A 20,492-nucleotide genomic window follows, 5' to 3' on the forward strand; every position below is an offset into this window, starting at 1 on the left:
CCTTTTGAGTTCCACAAACGCATCATGTTGAGGCGGTATCACTGCTTGTACGAGCTGAGGCATCAGCGAAGTAGAAGCAGATGTTCTGCCCATGGGATAGACGTCGTAGAGTAAGGAGTTTACGACTAAATGATACGGTAACTGCGAACCGATGATTGTGTAGCTTTTCTCGTAAAAGCCTAGAAATCTTGGTATGAATCAATTATGAAAAGCCTTGATTGTAAGGCTTTTTTGTGTTTTTATGATAGAATATAGGTAGTTATAATCGAGAGCAACTAAGAAGTAGTAATAATATTATTCATAAAATAATTAAGATAAGGGCGATAAAATGACAGAAATTGACAAAAAGAATTTAAAAAATTATCTTTGTTTTACATTTGGAATTACTTATATATCTTGGGGGCTTCTTGCCATATTTACACAATCTTATATTTTGGGATTAGAGACATTTATAGGAAGAATATTACATATAGTTGGTGCACTTGGACCAGCTATTGCAAGTGGCTTTTATTTGAAAAGGAATAATATAAAATTTAAACATTTTGTATTTACTAAAAGAAAAAGTAGTAGTATTTATTTCATTATTCATTTGTTAGCAATTTTGATACTATTTTCTGTATCTTCCTTAGAATTAAACGGAGTATCCATTTATCTGATGCCACTATTCTTTATTCAATTAATTTTTTTTGGTGGCGGTCACGAAGAATTAGGATGGAGAGGCATACTACAACCCTTACTTGATAAAAAATATACTTATTGGCGATCTAATTTGATTGTAGGATCAATTTGGGGGATTTGGCATCTGCCTTTATGGTTTATAGTTGGAGAAAATCATCAAGGATTTCCTTTTATTTTATTTTTTATATATACATTATTTTTAAGTTTTGTTTTAGGGCTTCTTTACCGTCAAACGAAATCTGTGGGATACTGTATATTATTTCATGCGTTCGCAAATTTTTTAAATCTCTATTTTGTGTTAAAAATTAATCTTATTTTTATTATCATTTTTATTGGTTATTTGATTTATACTATATTGGCGAGTAATAGAATTAGTAAGGGAACAACATTTTAAAATTTAGATCAGGATATCCATTATTGAAAGTAACGATTTGCTAATTAGATGATCTATGTTAGAGAATTATCTATTATAATTTAAAGTGGAGTGATGAATGTCGTTTCTTTTGAAGTGGCGAAAATCTTTCCGTTCCACCGTATCATTCTAAAATGATTTTTACTGCCTTTCGTTTATTAGTATAAAAGAAGAATATTACCACACGTGGAGTGTGTAAATTTATTAGAGAAACGTAGCTAATCCTCAGAATAAAGAAACTAAACTCCATTATTTTAAGATGAAAACCTAAACTGTTTTTAAGGAGGTGTTATATTGATAGAAAGCAGACCTGAGTTTGATAAAATCACATCCTTTGATGAGTTTAATAAATACTACTGGTATCGTGATGAACTTTCACAGATATGCAAGTCATTAGGGCTTGAATATAGAGGGACCAAACAGGAACTTAATGATATTATTGAGCAGTACTTTAAGGGTAATTTGATTAAAAAATCATCAACAAAAAGAAATAAGAAACGAGTAGAAGTTGTTAACTTAAATACGCCCTTACTTGAATGTGGATTCTCCTTTAATGTACACTTTAGAGAATATTTCTCAACTTTAACAGGTGTTTCGCCCTTTAAATTTACTGCTGATATGGCAACTGCTTGGAGAAAAGTAAAAAGCGACAATGATTTGAGTTTTACAATCCAAGATATGCTAAAAGTTTATTATGGAGATTCAGATTATGCAAAGTATGACCATTCGGTGTGTCAATGGAATCAATTTCTAAAGGATTTCAGTGCAGACGAAAATAGTCGTAACTACTCAAACAAGTTAAAAGTAGCTTCTATTCTTTGGAAAGAAGTTAGAAATTCAAGTAATGAAAAAATTTATTCAAAGAATCTTTTGACTGAATATGCTGATAAAATAAAAGACTATTGTAAGTAGAAACGCCATCTCACTTGGTGGCAGAGGCAGCTTATGGTATTCCTTATTGGATAAAGGATAAAACTTATTCTGATTTGGATGAATCCTTAAAGGTGATGGGAAAATAGAATAAAATTATATTAATCTCCGGTACGTCTGATTTCTATTTTTTGAGGTTTCATTATATAATAGCATTATATGTAATGGCTGATGTAGTTACACTAACATTTCTATTTAAAAATTAAGGAGTATTATCAATGAAAAAAGCAATGTTAATTATCAACCCTACCTCTGGTGGGGAGAAGGCTTTGGATTATAAAGAAAAGCTGGAGAGTAAAGCCAAAGATTATTTTGAGCAGGTGGAAACCAAAATTACCGAAAAAGCCTTAGACGCAACACACTTTGCTGAGGAAGCGTCTCGTGAGGAGTACGATGCAGTGGTTGTTTTTGGTGGAGACGGGACTGTCAATGAAGTTATTTCAGGTATTGCTGAGAGAGACTACATTCCTAAGTTAGGGATTATCCCTGGCGGTACTGGTAACCTCATTACGAAACTTTTGGAAATCAATCAAGACATCGATGGCGCGATAGATGAACTCGATTTTAACTTAACCAACAAGATTGATATTGGTAAAGCGAATGATAACTATTTTGGTTATATCTTTAGTATCGGTTCTCTGCCTGAGGCGATTCACAATGTTGAAATCGAGGACAAGACAAAATTTGGTATCCTTGCCTATGCTGTAAATACAATGAAGTCTGTCATGACGGATCAGGTCTTTAACATTAAGATTGAGACAGAAAATGGAAATTATGTTGGTGAAGCTAGTCATGTTTTGGTTCTCTTGACAAATTACTTCGCTGATAAGAAAATCTTTGAAGAAGACAAAGATGGCTATGCCAATATTTTGATTCTAAAAGATGCTTCTATATTCTCTAAATTATCCGTCATTCCTGATTTACTAAAAGGAGATGTTGTCGGCAATGATAATATTGAGTATATCAGAGCGCGTAATATTAAGATCTCTTCAGATAGTGAATTGGAGTCAGATGTTGACGGCGATAAATCGGATAACCTACCTGTTGAAATCAAAGTCCTAGCTCAGCGAGTAGAAGTATTTTCAAAACCGAAAGAGTAGAAGGTAAAAATTAGTTTATCTCTCACAGAGAAATAAAGTTTCATATCAACGATTGGAGGAGGAATGAATTCTCTATTTGATGAATTTCGAACAATTTGTTCTCATTTAAACCAAGTCGGAATCACTCCTACGCTCATGGGGTCTTTGGGTTTTGAATACCGTTCAAATGAAGAATGGCAGCCGTCCGACATTGACATTCATGTTCCTGGAGATCCTAGAGGATGGGAAGCACCTGATCATCTCAGAATTTATGACTGGGACAAGATAATGAAAGTGATGAAAGGCTTAGGCTATGTCTTAATAGATATTCATGAGCATGAATTCCAAAAAGATGGTCTGAGTGTTGAGTTTGGAAGTATTGATTCTTTACCAGATTTTGCAGGGGTTTCGGAATCAGATATAGAGTTGATTCATCTCGAGGACATCACGTTTCGCGTTCCAAGTTTGGAACAGTTTTTAAGTATTTACAAGACTTCTTCCCAAGATTCTTATAGAAATGACCACAATAACAATAAGGATTTTAAAAAGATAGAATGGCTGGAAAGACAGTTGTAAATCATCATTTGAAAAGTAGCTAGTTGTAAGACTGGCTGCTTTTTTATTTCTAGCAACAAACCACTTCAAACTACGGACAAACCTTGCAAATAAAATACGAAAGTAGTATACTAGAATCACAATTATGAAAACGTTTGCGCAACAAGATGAATAAAAGTAAACTAGGAGACAGAACAATGGAATTAACAGCCATTCACCACAGACCAGAGTCGGAGTATGCTTATCTTTATAAAGACAAGACAATGCACATTCGCATCCGGATCAAGAAAGATGATATTGAAAGCATCAACTTACATTATGGAGATCCTTTTATTTTTATAGAGGACCGTTATGAAGATAGTAAGGAGATGAGTAAAGTAACTTCTGATGCTTTGTTTGATTACTGGCAAGCGGAAGTTACGGTTGGCTATGCCCGACTCCAGTATCTTTTTGAACTTAAAGATAAGCAAGGTCAGAGTATTTTGTATGGCGATAAGGGCTGTGTTGAAAACACACTAGAAAATCTTCATTATGAAGGAAATGGATTTAAAATTCCTTATATTCATGAGATTGATGCTTGCCATGTTCCTGACTGGGTGGCCGATACAGTTTGGTATCAGATTTTTCCAGAACGTTTTGCTAATGGGAACCCTGAGATTTCACCTGAAGGTTCACTAGCTTGGGATTCCTCTATCAAACCAAAGACGAGCGATTTCTTTGGAGGTGATTTACAAGGTGTTATTGACCATCTGGATTACTTGCAAGATTTGGGGATTACAGGACTTTATCTCTGTCCGATTTTTGAATCCCCAAGCAATCACAAGTACAATACGACAGATTATTTCGAAATCGACCGTCATTTTGGAGACAAGGAGACCTTCCGTCAACTGGTGAAAGAAGCTCATCAGAGAGGCATGAAGATCATGCTGGACGCTGTTTTCAACCATATTGGGGACAAATCTCCACAATGGCAGGATGTTCTCAAACATGGTGAAGATTCCGTTTACAAAGATTGGTTCCATGTTCAAGAGTTCCCAGTGACCAAGGATAAGCTGGGGAATCCAAGAAAGCTCCCTTATCATACCTTTGCCTTTGCCAGCTATATGCCCAAGCTCAATACGGCCAATCCTCAAGTGAAGGACTATTTGTTGAGCGTTGCGACCTACTGGATTGAAGAGTTTGATATCGATGCTTGGCGTTTGGATGTGGCTAATGAAGTGGTCCACCAATTTTGGAGAGATTTCCGGAAGGCTGTCTTGGCTAAAAAGCCTGAACTTTATATTCTTGGAGAAGTCTGGCATACTTCACAGCCTTGGCTAAATGGCGATGAATTTCACGCAGTCATGAACTATCCACTATCTGATAGCATCAAGGATTATTTCTTACGTGGGACTAAGAAACCTCATCAATTTATCAATGAAATCAATAGCCAGTCCATGTACTATAGACAGCAGATTTCGGAAGTGATGTTCAATCTTTTGGATTCGCATGATACGGAGCGCATTTTGACTACTGCCAAGGGAGATGTTCAACTTGTGAAGTCTGCCCTTGCTTGCCTCTTTTTGCAAAGGGGAACACCGTGTTTCTACTATGGAACTGAGTTGGAGTTAGATGGAGGACCAGATCCAGATTGTCGTCGTGTCATGCCTTGGGAACGTGTATCCGACAGTAATGAGATGCTTCATTTCATGAAGAAATTGATTCAGCTTCGCAAGAGTGTCTCAGATATAATCCAACATGGAACCTATAGTCTGCAAGAAATCAAGACAGATGTGGTATCTCTGGCATGGGATTATGATGGGCAAAAAATCCAAGCTATTTTTAACCAATCAAGTGAAAACTATCTTGTAGGTCGTGATACTATAGCGCTGGCCAGTCATTGCCAAGAATTGGACCAGCAACTGGTGATTTTGCCTAAAGGTTTCGTCATTCAATAAATAATAGGTTTAAAAAGACTGTAATGAATGGGTGATTCGTGCAGTCTTTTTTTGACTTATGTAGTATAATATAGCTAAGTCAACGATTTCTAGATGAACGATTAGTGAATGCTATTTAAAATGAAAAAGAGACTTGTAGTCTAGAAGGAGAATTGCATGAAACGAACGAGAAAAGTAGTAGCCTTGGGACTGTGTTTACCCTTATTACTTGGATTTGCTGCTTGTCAGCAAAATAATACGAGCACTGAAGCTGCAAATCAGGCACAGACCAGTTCAGATAAAGTTCCTTGGACGGCTTCATATACCAATCTAAACAGTCAGGTAAGTTCCGAAGAGGTCAAATCTCTCTTATCAGCGCACTTGGATCCAAATAGTGTTGAGGCATTTTTCAATCTTGTCACAGACTATAATGCGACTGTCGGCTCTACTGGCTTAAGTGGTGATTTTGTCTCCTTTACAAAAACAGAATACGACGTAGAGAAAATCAGCAATCTCTGGAATCAAAAAAAGGGTGACTTTGTCGGGACCAACTGCCGTATCAATAGCTATGCGCTCTTGAAAAATTCAGTCACAATTCCAAAACTTGAAAAGAATGATCAGCTGCTTTTTGTGGATAATGACGCTATTGATAAGGGAAAGGTGTTTGATGCGAAAGACAAGGAAGAGTTTGATATTCTATTTTCTAGGGTGGAGACAGAAGCGACAACGGATGTAAAAGTTCACGCGCAGAAGATGGAGAAATTCTTCTCCCAGTTTCAATTTAATGACAAGGCTCGAATGCTGTCTGTAGTCTTGCATGATAATTTGGATGGAGAGTTTCTTTTTGTCGGGCATGTTGGTATTTTAGTGCCAGCTGATGATGGTTTCTTATTTGTTGAAAAACTGACTTTTGAAGAGCCTTATCAAGCCATCAAATTTGCGACCAAGGAAGACTGTTACAAGTATCTATCCACCAAATATGCGGATTACACAGGTGACGGACTAGCTAAGCCTTTCATCATGGACAATGAAAAGTGGGTTGAAGGGTATTAAGGTAGGCAAAGGTGATGAGATGGAAACAGTAATGGCGCTTTTAGTTGTCATTCTTATCGGATTCTGGGCTGTAAACATTCTCAAGCCTCGTAAGGCAAATAAAAAGGAAAAATTTATAGGCTATATGCAGCGCTATGATATAGATGGTGAGGGCTACCAGTCAGAAGTCTGGGAAGTGACGGAAGATGAGGAGTAGACATATGGAATTACAAGATTTTACGAAACAAGAACAAGAAATGATTAAAAAGGGATTAACTTTTTCTAAACTGAGTGATAAAGAAACTGCTGACAAGATTATCGCGCTGATCCCTCAAGAATACATTAAGCGTATTCCATTTTTTGTTAGAAAACATGCGATTACACGTACGATTAAGAGAATCTCGTTCGAGTATCCAGAGTTATACGCTATAGCTGAACAAGAAGGGCAACTTCCAGAAAAGGAAGCTCAAGAATTACGACAAATTCTTACAAATATTTTCCAAGAGAAAATGAATAAGCATAAGATTAAATAAGCTTTGAGATTTAATAAGATATAGGAGTTGAGTATGGCTATTGATGGCGTTAAAATCATTGACAGTGATCAAGGTTATGATATTTACAATGAAGTAGTCGGTCGCTATAGAGACGGTGAACAGGTGGTGAACATTATAAAGGATATCCTCGATGCGGAGAAAGATTACTGTCAAATAGACTTTTTTTCAGAAATTTATTGGACTGCTCTTGCCTACTCACTGTGGAAGATTGGTCACCTGACAGACGATATCAGAGATAAAACCTTGGAGCTTATCAAAAAAGGTCCCGATCCATTTTGGTTGGAAATAGACTCAAAGGCTTTGAAGCAAAGGCAAAAGGTCTTGGAAAAACTTGCAGTTCAGTTGCTAACTGAAAATCCTAGGCCTCTAAAGGTCCCTAAAGCCAAAACCAAACGCAAACCTTACTTTGAAGAAGGAGATATCCTTGCTGTTAAGTTCGAAGATGAGTATGGTCTTGTCTTTGTATCTATGGTTGAGCAGAGTCCTAGAAAGCTTGAGTACCATCTAGCTTGCACGCGCCTCTTACAAACAAAAAAGCCCACCATCGATGATTTTTTGACCAGTCAAATCTCCTGTAAGATGGACAATACCAAGTTTGCTCTGGATACAGATTGCTGGTTCAATCACAAAGATTTAGGCCAATTATTAGATAATATTGAAAAAATTGGACAGGTGAAGCTTAAACCTTTTAGTCTTTGGATGCTGGCACCTGCCCAAAATTTAGAAGATATTTATGAAGAAATCACTAGAGATAAAGGTTCTTCTGGCCTTCGGTTCATCGAAACCTATAAACTTGTCGATGATATTTTTTCAGTCTAATGTCTATCTGATAAGAGGACAATAAGGGGTGAGTCATTCCCACATGCTATGCTGGGCCCTGACTCCATAGCTATTAATCGAACCATCTGAATTGAACTTTGCTTCAATCCGGTACCTTTTCCAGAGGTCGTAATCTGCTGTTTGGATGGTTAGGATAAAGTTGGTATCTTTATCAGAGACTTTATAATCAGCTGGATTGACTTCAAAGATATTGATTAATTTTCGTGTTTGAAAGTCTTGGAGCTTGAGATTTGCTAGCTTGACATGATTGATGGAAATTTTTTCTAGTTGATTGTTATCCTTAGGCGTTCTGTAATAGGTGATGACACAGTTTTTGAGCTGATCAGTATCTCTTCCTGTAGAAGTAAGGATCATAAAGCCGTAGGACTGCTCATCTCGCTTGACTTCGAGAAGCTGACCGTAGTAGAAGTGGTCGTTTTTGGGATTGGTGATGGAACTATCTGGACTTTTATCTTCGAAGTTAAAACCTTGGTCCAAAAGCTCGGAAGCCTTGCTCTCACCGATAATTACTGTAGTATCTTGAATGGTTACTGGAACAGGTTGAGCCGGAATGCCACTCATCATCATGCAAAACATAAAAACATAACTCGTTAAAAAAGCTGTCCCGATAAAAGCGTTGGTTGATGCATAGACATGACTGTTATGAAAGTTTTTTCTTATAGCCAGTACAACAAATTTGCCAATACTTTTTAAAACCATACTAACAAGTACGATAAAAAATTGTTTTTCAAACATTCATAAATGGCTTGAGGAAAGCTATTACCACAATGGTAGAAGACAGCCAATACGAGTAGATTTACGGTTAAATAGATTAGCAAGAACCAATGAATCTCTTTAAGGGCATTAGCATCAGTTATTTCTTCATAGTCAACGTGAATTCTTCCTTGAACAGCATGGCCAAGTTTATAAATCCATTTGGGAATGTCTTTGCCTTTTTTAACTGCAACTACAAGTCTGATATAGAGGTAGATAGTAAAGGACAAGGATAGAAAGAAAAGAGCATAAAAACCCAAAACAATACTAGTGAACATTACTACTTTCCCCTATTTAACATTCAATAAAACAATTTCTTAGCTCCATTATAGCATTTTCTAGGGAAATAGAACTAGAAATATCCATATGATACTAACTGATTCAAAGGAGTAAAATCATGGGAATGATTGCCAATTATCAATATTTAGCAGATAATGAATTAGAACAAATAAAAGGTCTTTCCAATCAAGAAGATGATTTGTTAGACTTTGCTGAGGATTCCGCTGATAGTCATGATATCTTAATAGATATCGACAAAATGTGGGATGCCTTGGTCTTTGTCTTGACAGGATTTAGTAGTTCAGAATTTTTGGATGACAATCCCTTGAGAGAAGCGGTTTTAGGAGTGACTCCTTTAGAAGAAGTGTCTGAGTACATAGCCTATACGGAAAAAAACAAGATAGCCGAGATCGTAGAAGCTCTAGAAAGTTTTGACATGCACAGAGCCTTGGCGGACTTTAGTATGGAAGCATGCAAGAAGGCAGAGTTATACCCCGATATTTGGGATTATCTTGAAGAAGAGGAAGAAATCAAGGATGATATTCGAACCAGCTTTGTAAAAATGAAAGACTTTTACAAGGAAATCTTAAACCACAAGGGGAATGTCTTAGTGACTATTTGTTAAGGTTTTTATAATCCATTAGAAAGGTAATCCTATGAATCCATATTTACAAAAATACATTACTTTAAAGAAGCAATATATAGCCCAAGAGTGCAATCCACCAAGTGTCTCAGCTCTTTATGAATTAGTTGATGAATTAGCTAAGTCTGATGATTTGGAAGCGAAGAAAGTCTTAGTAGATCTCTATGAGCAATTAGGTCTCTACGCTAGTGCCTATGATTTATTTACCAAAATAATCACTAAGCCAGATCGAAAACAAATTAAAAAATTAGCTCACTTAGCAGAGAGGAGTCAAAGCCATGGAGATCGCTTTGCCCTTCCTCGTCCTCTAAGAAAAGAAGAGAAGAAGCAGAGAACAGAGCTATCACAGTCTTTGCCACATTTTATCTACCATCCAGATCCTCTATCAACGAGAGCTTTTGTAGAGGGAGAAGCCAAGCTTTGTCCATCTTGTGGGAAAGAAAGCAATATATATTATAACTTGATGCCTTATTGTATTGACAACATCAAAAATCTTTGTCCATTTTGTATTGCAAACGGGCTAGCAGCAAAGAAATTCGATGCAGAATTTGTTCAAGATGCTGAGTGTCAGGGTGAATTGGATCCAGAAAAAGACCAGGTGCTTTTTTGCCAGACCCCTGGCTACTCTAGTTGGCAGGGAGAAAATTGGCTTTCTTGTTGTCAGGATTATTGTGCTTATTTGGGTACAGTTGGCACTCGAGAATTAAAGGCCATGGGAATTGCCGAGCAAGTCTTGGCAGACTATGAAGAGCGTGGAGAATATCAAGATATTGAAGAATACTTGGTTAAGGATGGCTCTCTTTGTGGCTACCTTTTTAGATGCCTTCACTGTCAAAAATACCAGATCGGGGTTGATGCTGATTAAATTTTAATGATACAATTACATTAACATACATTCCTTTGTATTCTTTTAATGTCTAATCTCTAATTTAATTTTAGAATATGAAAACTGGTGCATTGTGTCATAGTATACTTTTATTATCTTTTAAATCATCATATGAAGAATAGGAGCTACCAAACCTAGTTCCTATTTTATTATTTAAAGGCAAATTTGAAATAGTTTTTAATTTTTAGATATATTAAAAATACGAACAAAAATTATTTTTTTTAAAAAAACTTTCACAAAATACTTTACAAACTTGTGTAAACATGATATAGTTATAAGGCTTAGAAAATGAGATGATGTTTTCTAGCAAATATAAACCCGAGTAAAAAATGCCTACGGACAGGCAGGGTTGAATGCCGAAGCGTGGTTGAAAAGCCACATTATTGATAGGGTTAAAAGCCTACTTTTATAAGTTGATGTTAGGACGCTTGTCCTAATTCATAAATTTTAGTGTGGTGAAAGCACACGTCATCTTGTGAAACGATCAATAAAGTACGTAATATTTGCTACTAGAGAGTTAGGAAACATCGGGAACAGACATACTCAACAGAAACCAAAATAAACACGTCAGAAGATTGCAGAGCAGGTGAAAACCTGCTCTTTTTTCATAAGTCAACCTTTGGTCGCCCTCATCATTTTGAGGAGCTAAAAATATGGTAAAGGAGTATGTCTTGAAAAAGTTAGATCAAAATCAGGCCCCTATTTATGAAGGTCTGATAAAGCTAAGAAAGAAACGGATTGTTCCCTTTGATGTACCAGGTCACAAACGCGGACGGGGAAATCCAGAACTTGTTGAATTGTTGGGAGAAAAATGTGTTGGCATTGATGTCAATTCTATGAAACCCTTGGATAATTTAGGCCATCCCATTTCGATTATTCGAGACGCAGAGGAGCTGGCTGCGGATGCTTTTGGAGCAGCGCATGCCTTTCTCATGATCGGTGGAACAACTTCATCTGTTCAAACCATGATTCTTTCCACCTGCAAGGCGGGAGATAAGATTATTCTGCCACGTAATGTCCACAAATCTGCTATCAATGCGCTGGTTCTATGTGGCGCCATTCCCATCTATATCGAGATGAGTGTAGATCCTAAAATCGGCATCGCTTTAGGACTTGAAAATGACCGTGTGGCTCAAGCTATAAAGGAACATCCAGATGCCAAGGCTATCCTCATCAACAATCCAACTTACTATGGGATTTGTTCAGACCTCAAGGGTTTAACGGAAATGGCTCATGAAGCAGGCATGCTGGTTTTAGTGGATGAAGCCCATGGAGCTCATTTGCATTTTACAGATAAACTTCCAATTTCTGCTATGGACGCAGGTGCTGATATGGCGGCGGTCTCTATGCATAAGTCTGGTGGGAGTTTGACCCAAAGCTCCATTTTACTTATTGGGGAGCAGATGAACCCTGAGTACGTTCGTCAGATTATCAACCTGACCCAGTCTACATCTGCCTCTTACTTGTTGATGGCTAGTCTAGATATTTCGCGTCGAAACTTAGCCCTTCGTGGTAAAGAGTCGTTTGAGAAAGTCATTGAGCTATCCGAGTATGCTCGTCGTGAAATCAATGCTATCGGTGGCTACTATGCTTACTCTAAAGAGTTAATAGACGGTGTTTCCGTTTGTGATTTTGACGTTACTAAGTTGTCAGTCTACACTCAGGGTATTGGCTTAACCGGTATCGAGGTTTATGACCTCTTACGGGATGAATATGACATTCAGATCGAGTTTGGTGATATCGGCAATATCTTGGCCTATATTTCGATTGGTGACCGTATCCAAGATATCGAGCGCTTGGTTGGTGCTTTGGCTGATATCAAGAGACTCTACTCAAGAGATGGGAAGGACTTGATAGCCGGAGAATATATCCAACCTGAGTTGGTGCTGTCTCCTCAGGAAGCCTTTTACTCAAATAGAAGAAGTTTAACCCTGGACGAATCTATTGGACAAGTCTGTGGAGAATTTGTCATGTGCTACCCTCCAGGGATTCCTATCTTGGCTCCTGGTGAACGAATTACACGAGAAATTGTAGACTATATCCAATTTGCCAAGGAACGTGGTTGTTCCCTCCAAGGGACGGAAGATCCTGAGGTCAATCACATTAACGTCATTAAGAGAAAGGAGAACTAGATGGATTTATGGTTTTCTGAAGTTCATACTCCAGATGTCAAATTGTCCCTGAGAACAGCCAAGCAACTATACGCTGGTAAAAGTGAATGGCAGGATATCGAAGTCTTGGATACGCCAGCTTTTGGAAAAATACTGATTTTAAATGGGCACGTCTTGTTTTCAGATGCAGATGATTTTGTTTACAATGAGATGACCGTACACGTTCCCATGGCTGTCCACCCAAATCCCAAGAAAGTCTTGGTTATTGGGGGTGGTGACGGTGGTGTTGCCCAAGTATTAACCCTCTATCCTGAACTGGAGCAAATCGATATTGTGGAACCAGATGAAATGTTGGTTGAGGTCTGTCGTGAGTATTTCCCAGACTTTGCTGCGGGGCTAGATGATCCTCGTGTTACCATTTACTACCAAAATGGGCTGAGATTTTTGAGAAATTGCGAAGATGATTACGACATTATTATCAACGATGCGACAGATCCATTTGGTCATACGGAAGGGCTCTTTACCAAGGAATTTTACGGAAATAGTTATAGAGCCTTGAAAGAAGACGGTATCATGATTTACCAGCATGGTAGTCCCTTCTTTGACGAAGATGAGTCAGCATGCCGAAGCATGCACCGCAAGGTCAATCAAGCCTTTCCAATTAGCCGGGTTTATCAGGCCCATATCCCAACCAGTCCTGCGGGCTATTGGTTGTTTGGATTTGCATCGAAAAAATACCACCCTGTCAAAGATTTTGACAAGGAAGGCTGGAAAAAACGCCAGCTTTTCACAGAATACTACACTGCAAACTTACACGTGGGAGCCTTTATGTTGCCTAAGTATGTAGAAGACATTTTAGAAGAAGAGGAAGGAAAAAAATGAGTCGTTTACTAGTTATTGGATGTGGGGGCGTTGCCCAAGTTGCTATTTCAAAGATTTGCCAAGATAGCGAAACCTTTAAAGAGATTATGATTGCTAGCCGTACCAAGTCAAAATGTGATGACTTGAAAGCTAAACTAGAAGGCAAAACAAGTACAAAGATTGAGACAGCTGCCCTTGACGCTGACAAGGTTGAAGAAGTGATTGCCTTGATTGAAAGCTACAAGCCAGAAGCCGTTTTGAACGTAGCTTTACCATACCAAGACTTGACCATTATGGATGCTTGTTTAGCGACTGGAGTTCACTATATTGACACAGCTAACTACGAGGCAGAGGATACAGAAGATCCTGAGTGGCGTGCCATCTACGAAAAACGCTGCAAGGAACTTGGTTTTACAGCCTACTTTGATTATTCATGGCAGTGGGCTTATCAAGAGAAATTCAAAGAAGCAGGCCTAACCGCTCTTCTTGGATCTGGTTTTGACCCAGGTGTGACTAGTGTCTTTTCAGCATACGCCCTCAAACATTACTTTGATGAAATCCACTATATCGACATTTTAGACTGTAATGGTGGTGACCACGGTTATCCATTTGCAACAAACTTCAACCCAGAAATCAACTTACGTGAAGTTTCTGCACCAGGTTCTTACTGGGAAGATGGAAAATGGGTAGAAGTTGAAGCTATGTCTATCAAACGTGAGTATGATTTCCCTCAAGTTGGGCAAAAAGACATGTATCTCCTCCACCATGAAGAAATTGAATCATTGGCGAAAAATATCCCTGGTGTTAAACGCATTCGTTTCTTTATGACTTTTGGCCAATCTTATCTAACGCATATGAAATGCTTGGAAAACGTTGGTCTCCTTCGTACAGATACCATTAACTTTAACGGTCAAGAAATCGTACCAATCCAATTCTTGAAAGCCTTGCTTCCAGATCCTGCAAGCCTTGGACCACGTACTGTTGGAAAAACTAATATCGGATGTATCTTTACAGGTATCAAAGATGGCGTTGAAAAGACAATCTACATCTACAATGTTTGCGACCATCAGGAATGCTACGCAGAAGTTGGTTCTCAAGCAATTTCTTACACTACAGGCGTTCCAGCCATGATTGGGACAAAATTAGTTATGAATGGTACGTGGAAACAACCTGGAGTTTACAACCTTGAAGAATTGGATCCAGATCCATTCATGGAAGCTTTGAATGAGTACGGATTGCCATGGGTTGTGGTAGAAAACCCACAAATGGTGGACTAATGAAGCTAGAACATGTACCAACACCAGCTTACGTCATTGACTTAGCAAAATTAGAAGCCAACTGTCGCATTTTACAATATGTACAAGAAGAAGCTGGTTGCAAGGTTTTGCTTGCCCAGAAAGCATATTCCCTCTACAAAACCTATCCCTTGATTAGCCAGTACCTATCTGGTACAACTGCAAGTGGTCTCTATGAGGCCAAGCTAGCTAGAGAAGAATTCCCGGGGGAAGTCCATGTCTTTGCACCTGCTTTCAAGGAATCAGATATGGAAGAGCTACTGCAAATATCGGATCATATTGTTTTTAACTCAGAGAGACAACTACGAAAATATGGTCAACGTTGTCGTGATGCTGGTATCAGTGTGGGTCTTCGCATCAATCCTCAATGTTCAACGCAGGGTGACCACGCGCTTTATGATCCTTGTGCTCCTGGCTCTCGTTTTGGAGTGACTTCAGACAAGATACCAAGTGATTTATTGGATTTAGTGGACGGACTTCATTTTCATACCCTTTGCGAGCAAGGTTCAGATGATTTAGAGACAACTTTGAAAGCAGTAGAAGCGCAGTTTGGTTCTTATTTACATGAGGTAAAATGGCTCAATATGGGTGGTGGACACCACATCACAAGAGAAGACTATGATGTGGATTTACTGATTTCTGAAATTAAGCGTATCCGAGAAACTTACAATCTTGAGGTCTATATCGAGCCGGGTGAAGCTATTGCGCTCAATGCGGGTTATCTAGCAACGGAGGTATTGGATATTGTCGAAAACGGTATGGAGATCTTGGTTTTAGATGCCTCTGCGACCTGCCATATGCCAGATGTACTTGAAATGCCCTATCGTCCACCTTTGAGAAATGGCTTTGATGCAATGGAAAAAGCCCATACTTATAGGCTTTCTTCTAATACCTGTCTGACGGGCGACGTGATTGGAGATTATAGCTTTGAAAATCCAGTCCAAATAGGTGATAGGCTTTATTTTGAAGACATGGCTATTTATTCCTTTGTCAAAAATAATACTTTTAACGGTATTGGCCTCCCAAGTCTCTATCTCATGGACGAGCAAGGTGACTGTAGCTTAGTCAAAGCCTTTGGCTATCAAGATTTTAAAGGGAGATTATCATGATAGAAACTCCGAAAAAAGCAGGCTATCGTATGCCAGCAGAGTACGAACCCCATCATGGCACCCTCATGATATGGCCGACTCGACCAGGTTCATGGCCTTTTCAAGGAAAGGCTGCTAAAAGAGTATTTACTCAGATTATCAAGACCATAGCAGAAGTGGAAAGAGTCTATCTTTTGGTGGAGCAGGACCATCTATCTGAAGCCCAATCCTATCTTGGAGAAAAGGTTGTTTATCTAGATATTCCTACTAATGATGCCTGGGCGCGTGATACAGGTCCGACCATTCTCGTCAATGAAAAAAGAGAAAAGTTGGCAGTAGACTGGTCTTTTAATGCCTGGGGTGGTGCTGTTGATGGTCTTTATCAAGATTATGAAGAGGATGACCAAGTAGCCAGTCGTTTTTCTGAGGCCTTGGAAATGCCTGTTTACGATGTTAAACCTTTTGTACTGGAAGGCGGAGCCATACACAGCGACGGTCAAGGAACCATTCTTGTGACTGAAAGCTGCTTACTCAGTCCTGGTCGCAATCCTCATCTCAGTAAAGAGGAAATCGAAAACACCTTATTAGAGTGCCTTGGCGCTGAAAAAGTTATCTGGCTTCCTTACGGAATTTATCAGGACGAAACCAATGAACACGTTGACAATGTTGCTGCCTTTGTTGGTCCTGCAGAGCTTGTCTTGGCTTGGACAAATGATCAAAATGATCCCCAATATGCCATGTCAGTAGCTGATTTAGAGCTTTTAGAGAAGGAAACGGATGCAAAAGGGCGTCCCTTCACCATTCATAAATTGCCTATCCCTGCAGTTCGACAAGTTGTAACCGAAGAGGATTTGCCAGGCTACATATATGAAGAAGGGGAAGAAGAGCGTTATGCAGGTGAACGTCTTGCAGCTTCCTATGTCAATTTCTATATTGCCAACAAGGCTGTCCTTGTTCCTCAATTTCAAGATAAAAACGACCAAGTGGCCCTAGATATCCTCAGCAAGTGTTTTCCAGACCGTGAAGTGGTAGGAATACCAGCCAGAGATATTTTATTAGGTGGTGGCAATATCCACTGTATCACCCAACAAATCCCAGATTAGGAGAAAAAGATGAGAAATGTTAGAGTTGCAGCGATCCAGATGCAATGTGCCAAGGATGTGGCAACAAATATCCAAACAGCGGAACGTCTAGTACGTCAAGCTACGGAACAAGGCGCACAAATCATCCTCTTGCCAGAGCTGTTTGAACGTCCCTATTTCTGTCAGGAACGCCAGTATGACTACTACCAGTATGCCCAGTCAGTGACAGAAAATACAGCCATTCAGCATTTTAAAGTGCTTGCTAAGGAACTAGAAGTTGTTTTACCGATCAGTTTCTATGAAAAAGATGGCAATGTCTTGTATAACTCAATCGCCGTCATTGATGCAGATGGTGAAGTGCTGGGTGTTTATCGGAAGACCCACATACCAGATGATCATTATTATCAAGAAAAGTTTTATTTTACGCCTGGTAACACTGGCTTCAAGGTCTGGGATACTCGCTACGCCAAGATTGGGATCGGTATCTGTTGGGATCAATGGTTTCCTGAAACAGCCCGTTGTCTTGCGTTGAATGGTGCAGAATTACTCTTTTACCCAACAGCTATTGGTTCAGAGCCAATTTTGGATACAGACAGTTGTGGTCACTGGCAACGTACTATGCAAGGACACGCAGCAGCGAATATTGTTCCAGTCATTGCAGCCAATCGTTATGGTTTGGAGGAAGTCACTCCTAGCGAGGAAAATGGTGGACAAAGTTCCAGTCTTGACTTCTACGGTTCCTCCTTTATGACGGATGAAACAGGAGCTATTCTAGAGCGAGCCGAAAGACAAGGGGAAGCTGTTCTGTTAGCAACTTATGACCTTGATAAGGGAGCAAGTGAACGCCTCAACTGGGGACTGTTTCGTGATAGAAGACCCGAAATGTACCAACGAATTACGGACTAGAAGGTAACTTTCATAATAAACTTTTGATATTCACGCCTGTCTTACAAAAATGTAAGATAGGCTTTTTAAATGTAAGATGGGTGTACGATTATACGCGGAAATGTATGCTATACTCTATGTAGATCAAAAAGAAAGAGGTTTATTATGAAAAAATGGAATGCGACACAGTTGAAGTATCTGATGGCGGCAGTAATGGTTCTAGACCATATTCCGCATATTACCGGAATCGTTTCTCCTTTGTGGGAAGGTATCTTTCACGCCTTGACCCGTTGTGTGGGAGTTTGGTTTGCCTATATGGCTATGGAAGGATTCATCCATACTCGAAATTTGAAAAACTACCTCATCCGCCTCTGGTCTTGGGCGCTTATCATGTTTGCTGGAAATAGCCTTCTCAACGCCCTATTTGTATCCAAAGGAGTAATGGTCACTAATAATATTTTCTTGACTTTGGCCATCGGTGTCACCATGCTTTGGCTTGGTTTTCCCAGAAAAGAGCTGGATAAAAAAGAGAAGTTGTGGCGTCGGATTGGAGTTGCTGGTCTCTTGATTTTCGGTTGTCTTTTTACCGAGGGTGGTATAACCATGCTACCATTTCTCTTGATTAGTTACTCTTGTCGAAATCGCAAGGGATTGCGAAATCTGCTCTATGCCTTTCTGTGGGCCTTCTTGTTAGTGACTTCCATCCAAATTTACGACACTTGGCACCAAACACTAGAAATGATGCTTTACAATTCTGACTGGCTCTTTATCACCGTATTTCCTTTTATAGCCTTGTATAATGGACAGCGAGGACAAGAAACCAGCTGGAGTAAATATTTCTTTTATATTTTCTACCCGACTCATCTATGGATCATAACTTTGATTGCTTATTTGGTTAAATAGATTCAATTTCCATTAGCTCCATCTTACTTAAAATGTGAGAGGAGCTTTTCTGTATCTGGAATTCCTAACAAAACATGTTATAATAGTTTTAGAGAGGACGAGGTTTATGGCGAGCATTCTTGTAATTGAAGATAATAATGAAATCCAGGAAATTTTAAGAACCCTTCTTACAGAGGAACACGAGGTGATCCAAGCATTTTCTGGCACAGAAGGTATCATGCAATTTGACAAAGGTGGCATTGATCTTGTTCTGCTAGATATCATGCTCCCTGGGAAAAATGGTGACCAAGTCTTGCAAGCTATTCGACAAACGAATCAGACTCCGGTCATCATGCTTACTGCTTTAGGTGATAAAAAGCTCATCAGCCAATATCTACTAGACGGTGCCAATGATTATGTAGTAAAACCTTTTGATTTGGACGAAGTCTTTGCCAGAGTCACTGTGCAATTACGCCAAAGTGGTGAACATCAGTCAGGAGATCGAAGAGAAATTGATAACCTCGTGCAAAACTTTAAAAATATCCAATTCGATGCGGATAGTTTTGAAATAAGTAGCACAACTGAAACCATTCGCCTTGCAAAGAAAGAGTGCCAGATTCTTCAAATGTTGCTCCATCATCCTAAAAAAATCTTCACCAAAGAAGAACTCTATGAATTGATTTGGGAAGAAAGTTACCTGCCTGGAGACAATACGCTCAACACTCATCTAAGCAATCTCCGTAAAAAACTGTATCAACTGGATCCAAATCATGAGTACATTGAAACCATTTGGGGAGTTGGTGTTCGATTAAAAGGAGACAAATAATGAATTACATTTTGATATCAATATTACTCCTTACTAACATTATTTTGGCGATTTCTTTGATTCGCTATCATATAGCAATTAGAGATTTAAGCAGACAAATCGAAGAAAAGATTCGCTCTGGTAGCATGAAGAGGATCGGGATAAATTTCTTTTCAAAGATCATTTTGCGTCTACATAACCAAATTGAGAATCTATTTCAAGAAGTGGAGCAAAATCAGCTAATCATGAAGCGTGAAAAACACACCCTGGATATGGCCATCAGCAATATCGCCCATGATATTCGGACACCTTTGACAATCGCTTCAGGATATACTCAGCAACTAATAAAACACCCCGATAATAGTCAGGAAACTTTAAGCAAAATAGCCCATCATCAGGATTTGGTTTCCAAACGGTTGGAGGCACTCCTCGAATACCGTCACTTGATGGAAGGAGCAGTCAAACCGAAACTGGAAGAACTTGATTTATCAACTTTTATAACGAAAAAGACTTTAGCTTATTACGACGTTTTTCAATCTTCACAGATTGTTCTTGATTTTAATGTTGAACCAGGATTGAAAACGGCGACTGATGAGGACTTGCTTGATCGAATTATACAAAACCTTCTTGGAAATGTTCTCAAGCACGGTAAGGAGAAAGCTCGACTTTCTTTGAAAAAGGAAGAAAATAGACTTGTTTTAGAAATTGATAATCTAGTCAAAAAACCTATCAAGAATATAGACAATCTCAGCAATCGTTTTTATTCTGAAAATATGTCAGATACCGAAGAATCCTCTGGTTTAGGTCTCTATATTACTGAGGAATTGGTTCATCTTCTTGGAGCGGAAATGAAGCTAGCCACTGATGGAGAATGGTTTTCGGTCTTTATCTATCTTTAACAGAAGAAACCTCCTCTATATCCTAGA

20 protein-coding genes and 2 pseudogenes are annotated in these 20,492 nt (G+C 38.9%); 21 read left to right on the plus strand and 1 reads right to left on the minus strand.

The genetic code is table 11. The features are described 5' to 3' along the window. Positions 1–328 precede the first annotated feature (328 nt). From ACUW6H_RS02025 to ACUW6H_RS02070, 10 genes and pseudogenes are all read left to right on the plus strand, one after another. Entirely contained in the window at positions 329–1,072 is a 744-nt protein-coding gene (locus tag ACUW6H_RS02025) for a CPBP family intramembrane glutamic endopeptidase (protein ID WP_454360559.1), read from the plus strand. A 312-nt stretch (positions 1,073–1,384) separates the two neighbouring features. Then, positions 1,385–2,002, plus strand: a complete 618-nt coding sequence (locus ACUW6H_RS02030) for an SAP domain-containing protein (RefSeq protein ID WP_454360561.1) — start codon at positions 1,385–1,387, stop codon at positions 2,000–2,002. Between the two features lie 17 nt (positions 2,003–2,019). Continuing rightward, positions 2,020–2,125: pseudogene (locus ACUW6H_RS02035) on the plus strand (hydrolase); the annotation flags it as partial. Positions 2,126–2,238: 113 nt separating this feature from the next. Next, positions 2,239–3,120 (plus strand): diacylglycerol/lipid kinase family protein, encoded by an 882-nt coding sequence (locus ACUW6H_RS02040; RefSeq protein ID WP_268705273.1) that lies wholly within the window; start codon positions 2,239–2,241, stop codon positions 3,118–3,120. 63 nt (positions 3,121–3,183) lie between these two features. Further along, the gene (locus ACUW6H_RS02045) at positions 3,184–3,675 is read left to right on the plus strand and encodes a phosphoribosylanthranilate isomerase (protein ID WP_454360563.1); all 492 of its coding nucleotides are present in this window, start codon (positions 3,184–3,186) and stop codon (positions 3,673–3,675) included. A 176-nt stretch (positions 3,676–3,851) separates the two neighbouring features. Further along, positions 3,852–5,591 carry a glycoside hydrolase family 13 protein gene (locus ACUW6H_RS02050; protein ID WP_454360565.1) on the plus strand — a complete coding sequence of 580 codons (1,740 nt, stop codon included), beginning with the start codon at positions 3,852–3,854 and terminating at the stop codon, positions 5,589–5,591. A 156-nt stretch (positions 5,592–5,747) separates the two neighbouring features. Then, positions 5,748–6,623, plus strand: coding sequence for a DUF4300 family protein (locus ACUW6H_RS02055; RefSeq protein ID WP_454360567.1), 876 nt, complete (start codon positions 5,748–5,750; stop codon positions 6,621–6,623). A 19-nt stretch (positions 6,624–6,642) separates the two neighbouring features. Beyond that, positions 6,643–6,819 carry a hypothetical protein gene (locus tag ACUW6H_RS02060; RefSeq protein ID WP_454360569.1) on the plus strand — a complete coding sequence of 59 codons (177 nt, stop codon included), beginning with the start codon at positions 6,643–6,645 and terminating at the stop codon, positions 6,817–6,819. Positions 6,820–6,823: 4 nt separating this feature from the next. Beyond that, entirely contained in the window at positions 6,824–7,135 is a 312-nt protein-coding gene (locus tag ACUW6H_RS02065; RefSeq protein ID WP_454360571.1) for a hypothetical protein, read from the plus strand. Between the two features lie 33 nt (positions 7,136–7,168). After that, positions 7,169–7,975, plus strand: a complete 807-nt coding sequence (locus ACUW6H_RS02070; RefSeq protein ID WP_454360573.1) for a hypothetical protein — start codon at positions 7,169–7,171, stop codon at positions 7,973–7,975. A 33-nt stretch (positions 7,976–8,008) separates the two neighbouring features. On the opposite strand, the pseudogene ACUW6H_RS02075 reads toward ACUW6H_RS02070, so the two are convergent. After that, positions 8,009–9,027 (minus strand): annotated as a pseudogene (locus ACUW6H_RS02075) (hypothetical protein). Positions 9,028–9,146: 119 nt separating this feature from the next. On the opposite strand from ACUW6H_RS02075, the gene ACUW6H_RS02080 reads away from it, so the two are divergent. The 11 genes from ACUW6H_RS02080 to ACUW6H_RS02130 all read left to right on the plus strand — a co-directional run bounded on the left by ACUW6H_RS02080 (position 9,147) and on the right by ACUW6H_RS02130 (position 20,465). Then, a complete protein-coding gene (locus ACUW6H_RS02080; RefSeq protein ID WP_454360575.1) occupies positions 9,147–9,653 on the plus strand; it encodes a YfbM family protein in 507 nt (168 codons plus the stop codon). Positions 9,654–9,684: 31 nt separating this feature from the next. After that, positions 9,685–10,536 carry a CbrC family protein gene (locus tag ACUW6H_RS02085; protein ID WP_454360577.1) on the plus strand — a complete coding sequence of 284 codons (852 nt, stop codon included), beginning with the start codon at positions 9,685–9,687 and terminating at the stop codon, positions 10,534–10,536. 692 nt (positions 10,537–11,228) lie between these two features. Next, entirely contained in the window at positions 11,229–12,689 is a 1,461-nt protein-coding gene (locus ACUW6H_RS02090; RefSeq protein ID WP_454360579.1) for an aminotransferase class I/II-fold pyridoxal phosphate-dependent enzyme, read from the plus strand. Then, positions 12,690–13,550: a polyamine aminopropyltransferase gene (gene speE / locus ACUW6H_RS02095; RefSeq protein ID WP_000366713.1), complete on the plus strand. Its 861-nt coding sequence runs from the start codon at positions 12,690–12,692 to the stop codon at positions 13,548–13,550. Then, entirely contained in the window at positions 13,547–14,806 is a 1,260-nt protein-coding gene (locus tag ACUW6H_RS02100) for a saccharopine dehydrogenase family protein (RefSeq protein WP_268720264.1), read from the plus strand. Before speE ends, ACUW6H_RS02100 begins: the two co-directional genes overlap by 4 nt. Then, the gene (gene nspC / locus ACUW6H_RS02105) at positions 14,806–15,933 is read left to right on the plus strand and encodes a carboxynorspermidine decarboxylase (protein ID WP_454360616.1); all 1,128 of its coding nucleotides are present in this window, start codon (positions 14,806–14,808) and stop codon (positions 15,931–15,933) included. The genes ACUW6H_RS02100 and nspC overlap by 1 nt, the downstream gene beginning before the upstream one ends. Next, positions 15,930–17,015: an agmatine deiminase gene (gene aguA, locus ACUW6H_RS02110; RefSeq protein ID WP_454360618.1), complete on the plus strand. Its 1,086-nt coding sequence runs from the start codon at positions 15,930–15,932 to the stop codon at positions 17,013–17,015. The genes nspC and aguA overlap by 4 nt, the downstream gene beginning before the upstream one ends. Before the next feature lie 9 nt (positions 17,016–17,024). Further along, positions 17,025–17,900: an N-carbamoylputrescine amidase gene (gene aguB / locus ACUW6H_RS02115; protein ID WP_454360620.1), complete on the plus strand. Its 876-nt coding sequence runs from the start codon at positions 17,025–17,027 to the stop codon at positions 17,898–17,900. A gap of 144 nt (positions 17,901–18,044) precedes the next feature. Beyond that, positions 18,045–18,782, plus strand: a complete 738-nt coding sequence (locus ACUW6H_RS02120) for a TraX family protein (RefSeq protein WP_454360622.1) — start codon at positions 18,045–18,047, stop codon at positions 18,780–18,782. A 106-nt stretch (positions 18,783–18,888) separates the two neighbouring features. Then, positions 18,889–19,587 carry a response regulator transcription factor gene (locus ACUW6H_RS02125; protein ID WP_000146578.1) on the plus strand — a complete coding sequence of 233 codons (699 nt, stop codon included), beginning with the start codon at positions 18,889–18,891 and terminating at the stop codon, positions 19,585–19,587. Next, the gene (locus tag ACUW6H_RS02130; RefSeq protein WP_454360625.1) at positions 19,587–20,465 is read left to right on the plus strand and encodes a sensor histidine kinase; all 879 of its coding nucleotides are present in this window, start codon (positions 19,587–19,589) and stop codon (positions 20,463–20,465) included. Before ACUW6H_RS02125 ends, ACUW6H_RS02130 begins: the two co-directional genes overlap by 1 nt. Positions 20,466–20,492: the final 27 nt, after the last annotated feature.

The organism is Streptococcus sp. 151470009-6, assembly GCF_053628175.1.

Excerpts from the sequence above, each read along its gene's own strand:
- ACUW6H_RS02025 (WP_454360559.1), top strand. The coding sequence starts at position 329 with ATGACAGAAATTGACAAAAAGAATTTAAAAAATTATCTTTGTTTTACA.
- ACUW6H_RS02040 (WP_268705273.1), top strand. The coding sequence starts at position 2,239 with ATGAAAAAAGCAATGTTAATTATCAACCCTACCTCTGGTGGGGAGAAG.
- ACUW6H_RS02045 (WP_454360563.1), top strand. The coding sequence starts at position 3,184 with ATGAATTCTCTATTTGATGAATTTCGAACAATTTGTTCTCATTTAAAC.
- ACUW6H_RS02050 (WP_454360565.1), top strand. The coding sequence starts at position 3,852 with ATGGAATTAACAGCCATTCACCACAGACCAGAGTCGGAGTATGCTTAT.
- ACUW6H_RS02055 (WP_454360567.1), top strand. The coding sequence starts at position 5,748 with ATGAAACGAACGAGAAAAGTAGTAGCCTTGGGACTGTGTTTACCCTTA.
- ACUW6H_RS02060 (WP_454360569.1), top strand. The coding sequence starts at position 6,643 with ATGGAAACAGTAATGGCGCTTTTAGTTGTCATTCTTATCGGATTCTGG.
- ACUW6H_RS02065 (WP_454360571.1), top strand. The coding sequence starts at position 6,824 with ATGGAATTACAAGATTTTACGAAACAAGAACAAGAAATGATTAAAAAG.
- ACUW6H_RS02070 (WP_454360573.1), top strand. The coding sequence starts at position 7,169 with ATGGCTATTGATGGCGTTAAAATCATTGACAGTGATCAAGGTTATGAT.
- ACUW6H_RS02080 (WP_454360575.1), top strand. The coding sequence starts at position 9,147 with ATGGGAATGATTGCCAATTATCAATATTTAGCAGATAATGAATTAGAA.
- ACUW6H_RS02085 (WP_454360577.1), top strand. The coding sequence starts at position 9,685 with ATGAATCCATATTTACAAAAATACATTACTTTAAAGAAGCAATATATA.
- speE (WP_000366713.1), top strand. The coding sequence starts at position 12,690 with ATGGATTTATGGTTTTCTGAAGTTCATACTCCAGATGTCAAATTGTCC.
- ACUW6H_RS02100 (WP_268720264.1), top strand. The coding sequence starts at position 13,547 with ATGAGTCGTTTACTAGTTATTGGATGTGGGGGCGTTGCCCAAGTTGCT.
- nspC (WP_454360616.1), top strand. The coding sequence starts at position 14,806 with ATGAAGCTAGAACATGTACCAACACCAGCTTACGTCATTGACTTAGCA.
- aguA (WP_454360618.1), top strand. The coding sequence starts at position 15,930 with ATGATAGAAACTCCGAAAAAAGCAGGCTATCGTATGCCAGCAGAGTAC.
- aguB (WP_454360620.1), top strand. The coding sequence starts at position 17,025 with ATGAGAAATGTTAGAGTTGCAGCGATCCAGATGCAATGTGCCAAGGAT.
- ACUW6H_RS02120 (WP_454360622.1), top strand. The coding sequence starts at position 18,045 with ATGAAAAAATGGAATGCGACACAGTTGAAGTATCTGATGGCGGCAGTA.
- ACUW6H_RS02125 (WP_000146578.1), top strand. The coding sequence starts at position 18,889 with ATGGCGAGCATTCTTGTAATTGAAGATAATAATGAAATCCAGGAAATT.
- ACUW6H_RS02130 (WP_454360625.1), top strand. The coding sequence starts at position 19,587 with ATGAATTACATTTTGATATCAATATTACTCCTTACTAACATTATTTTG.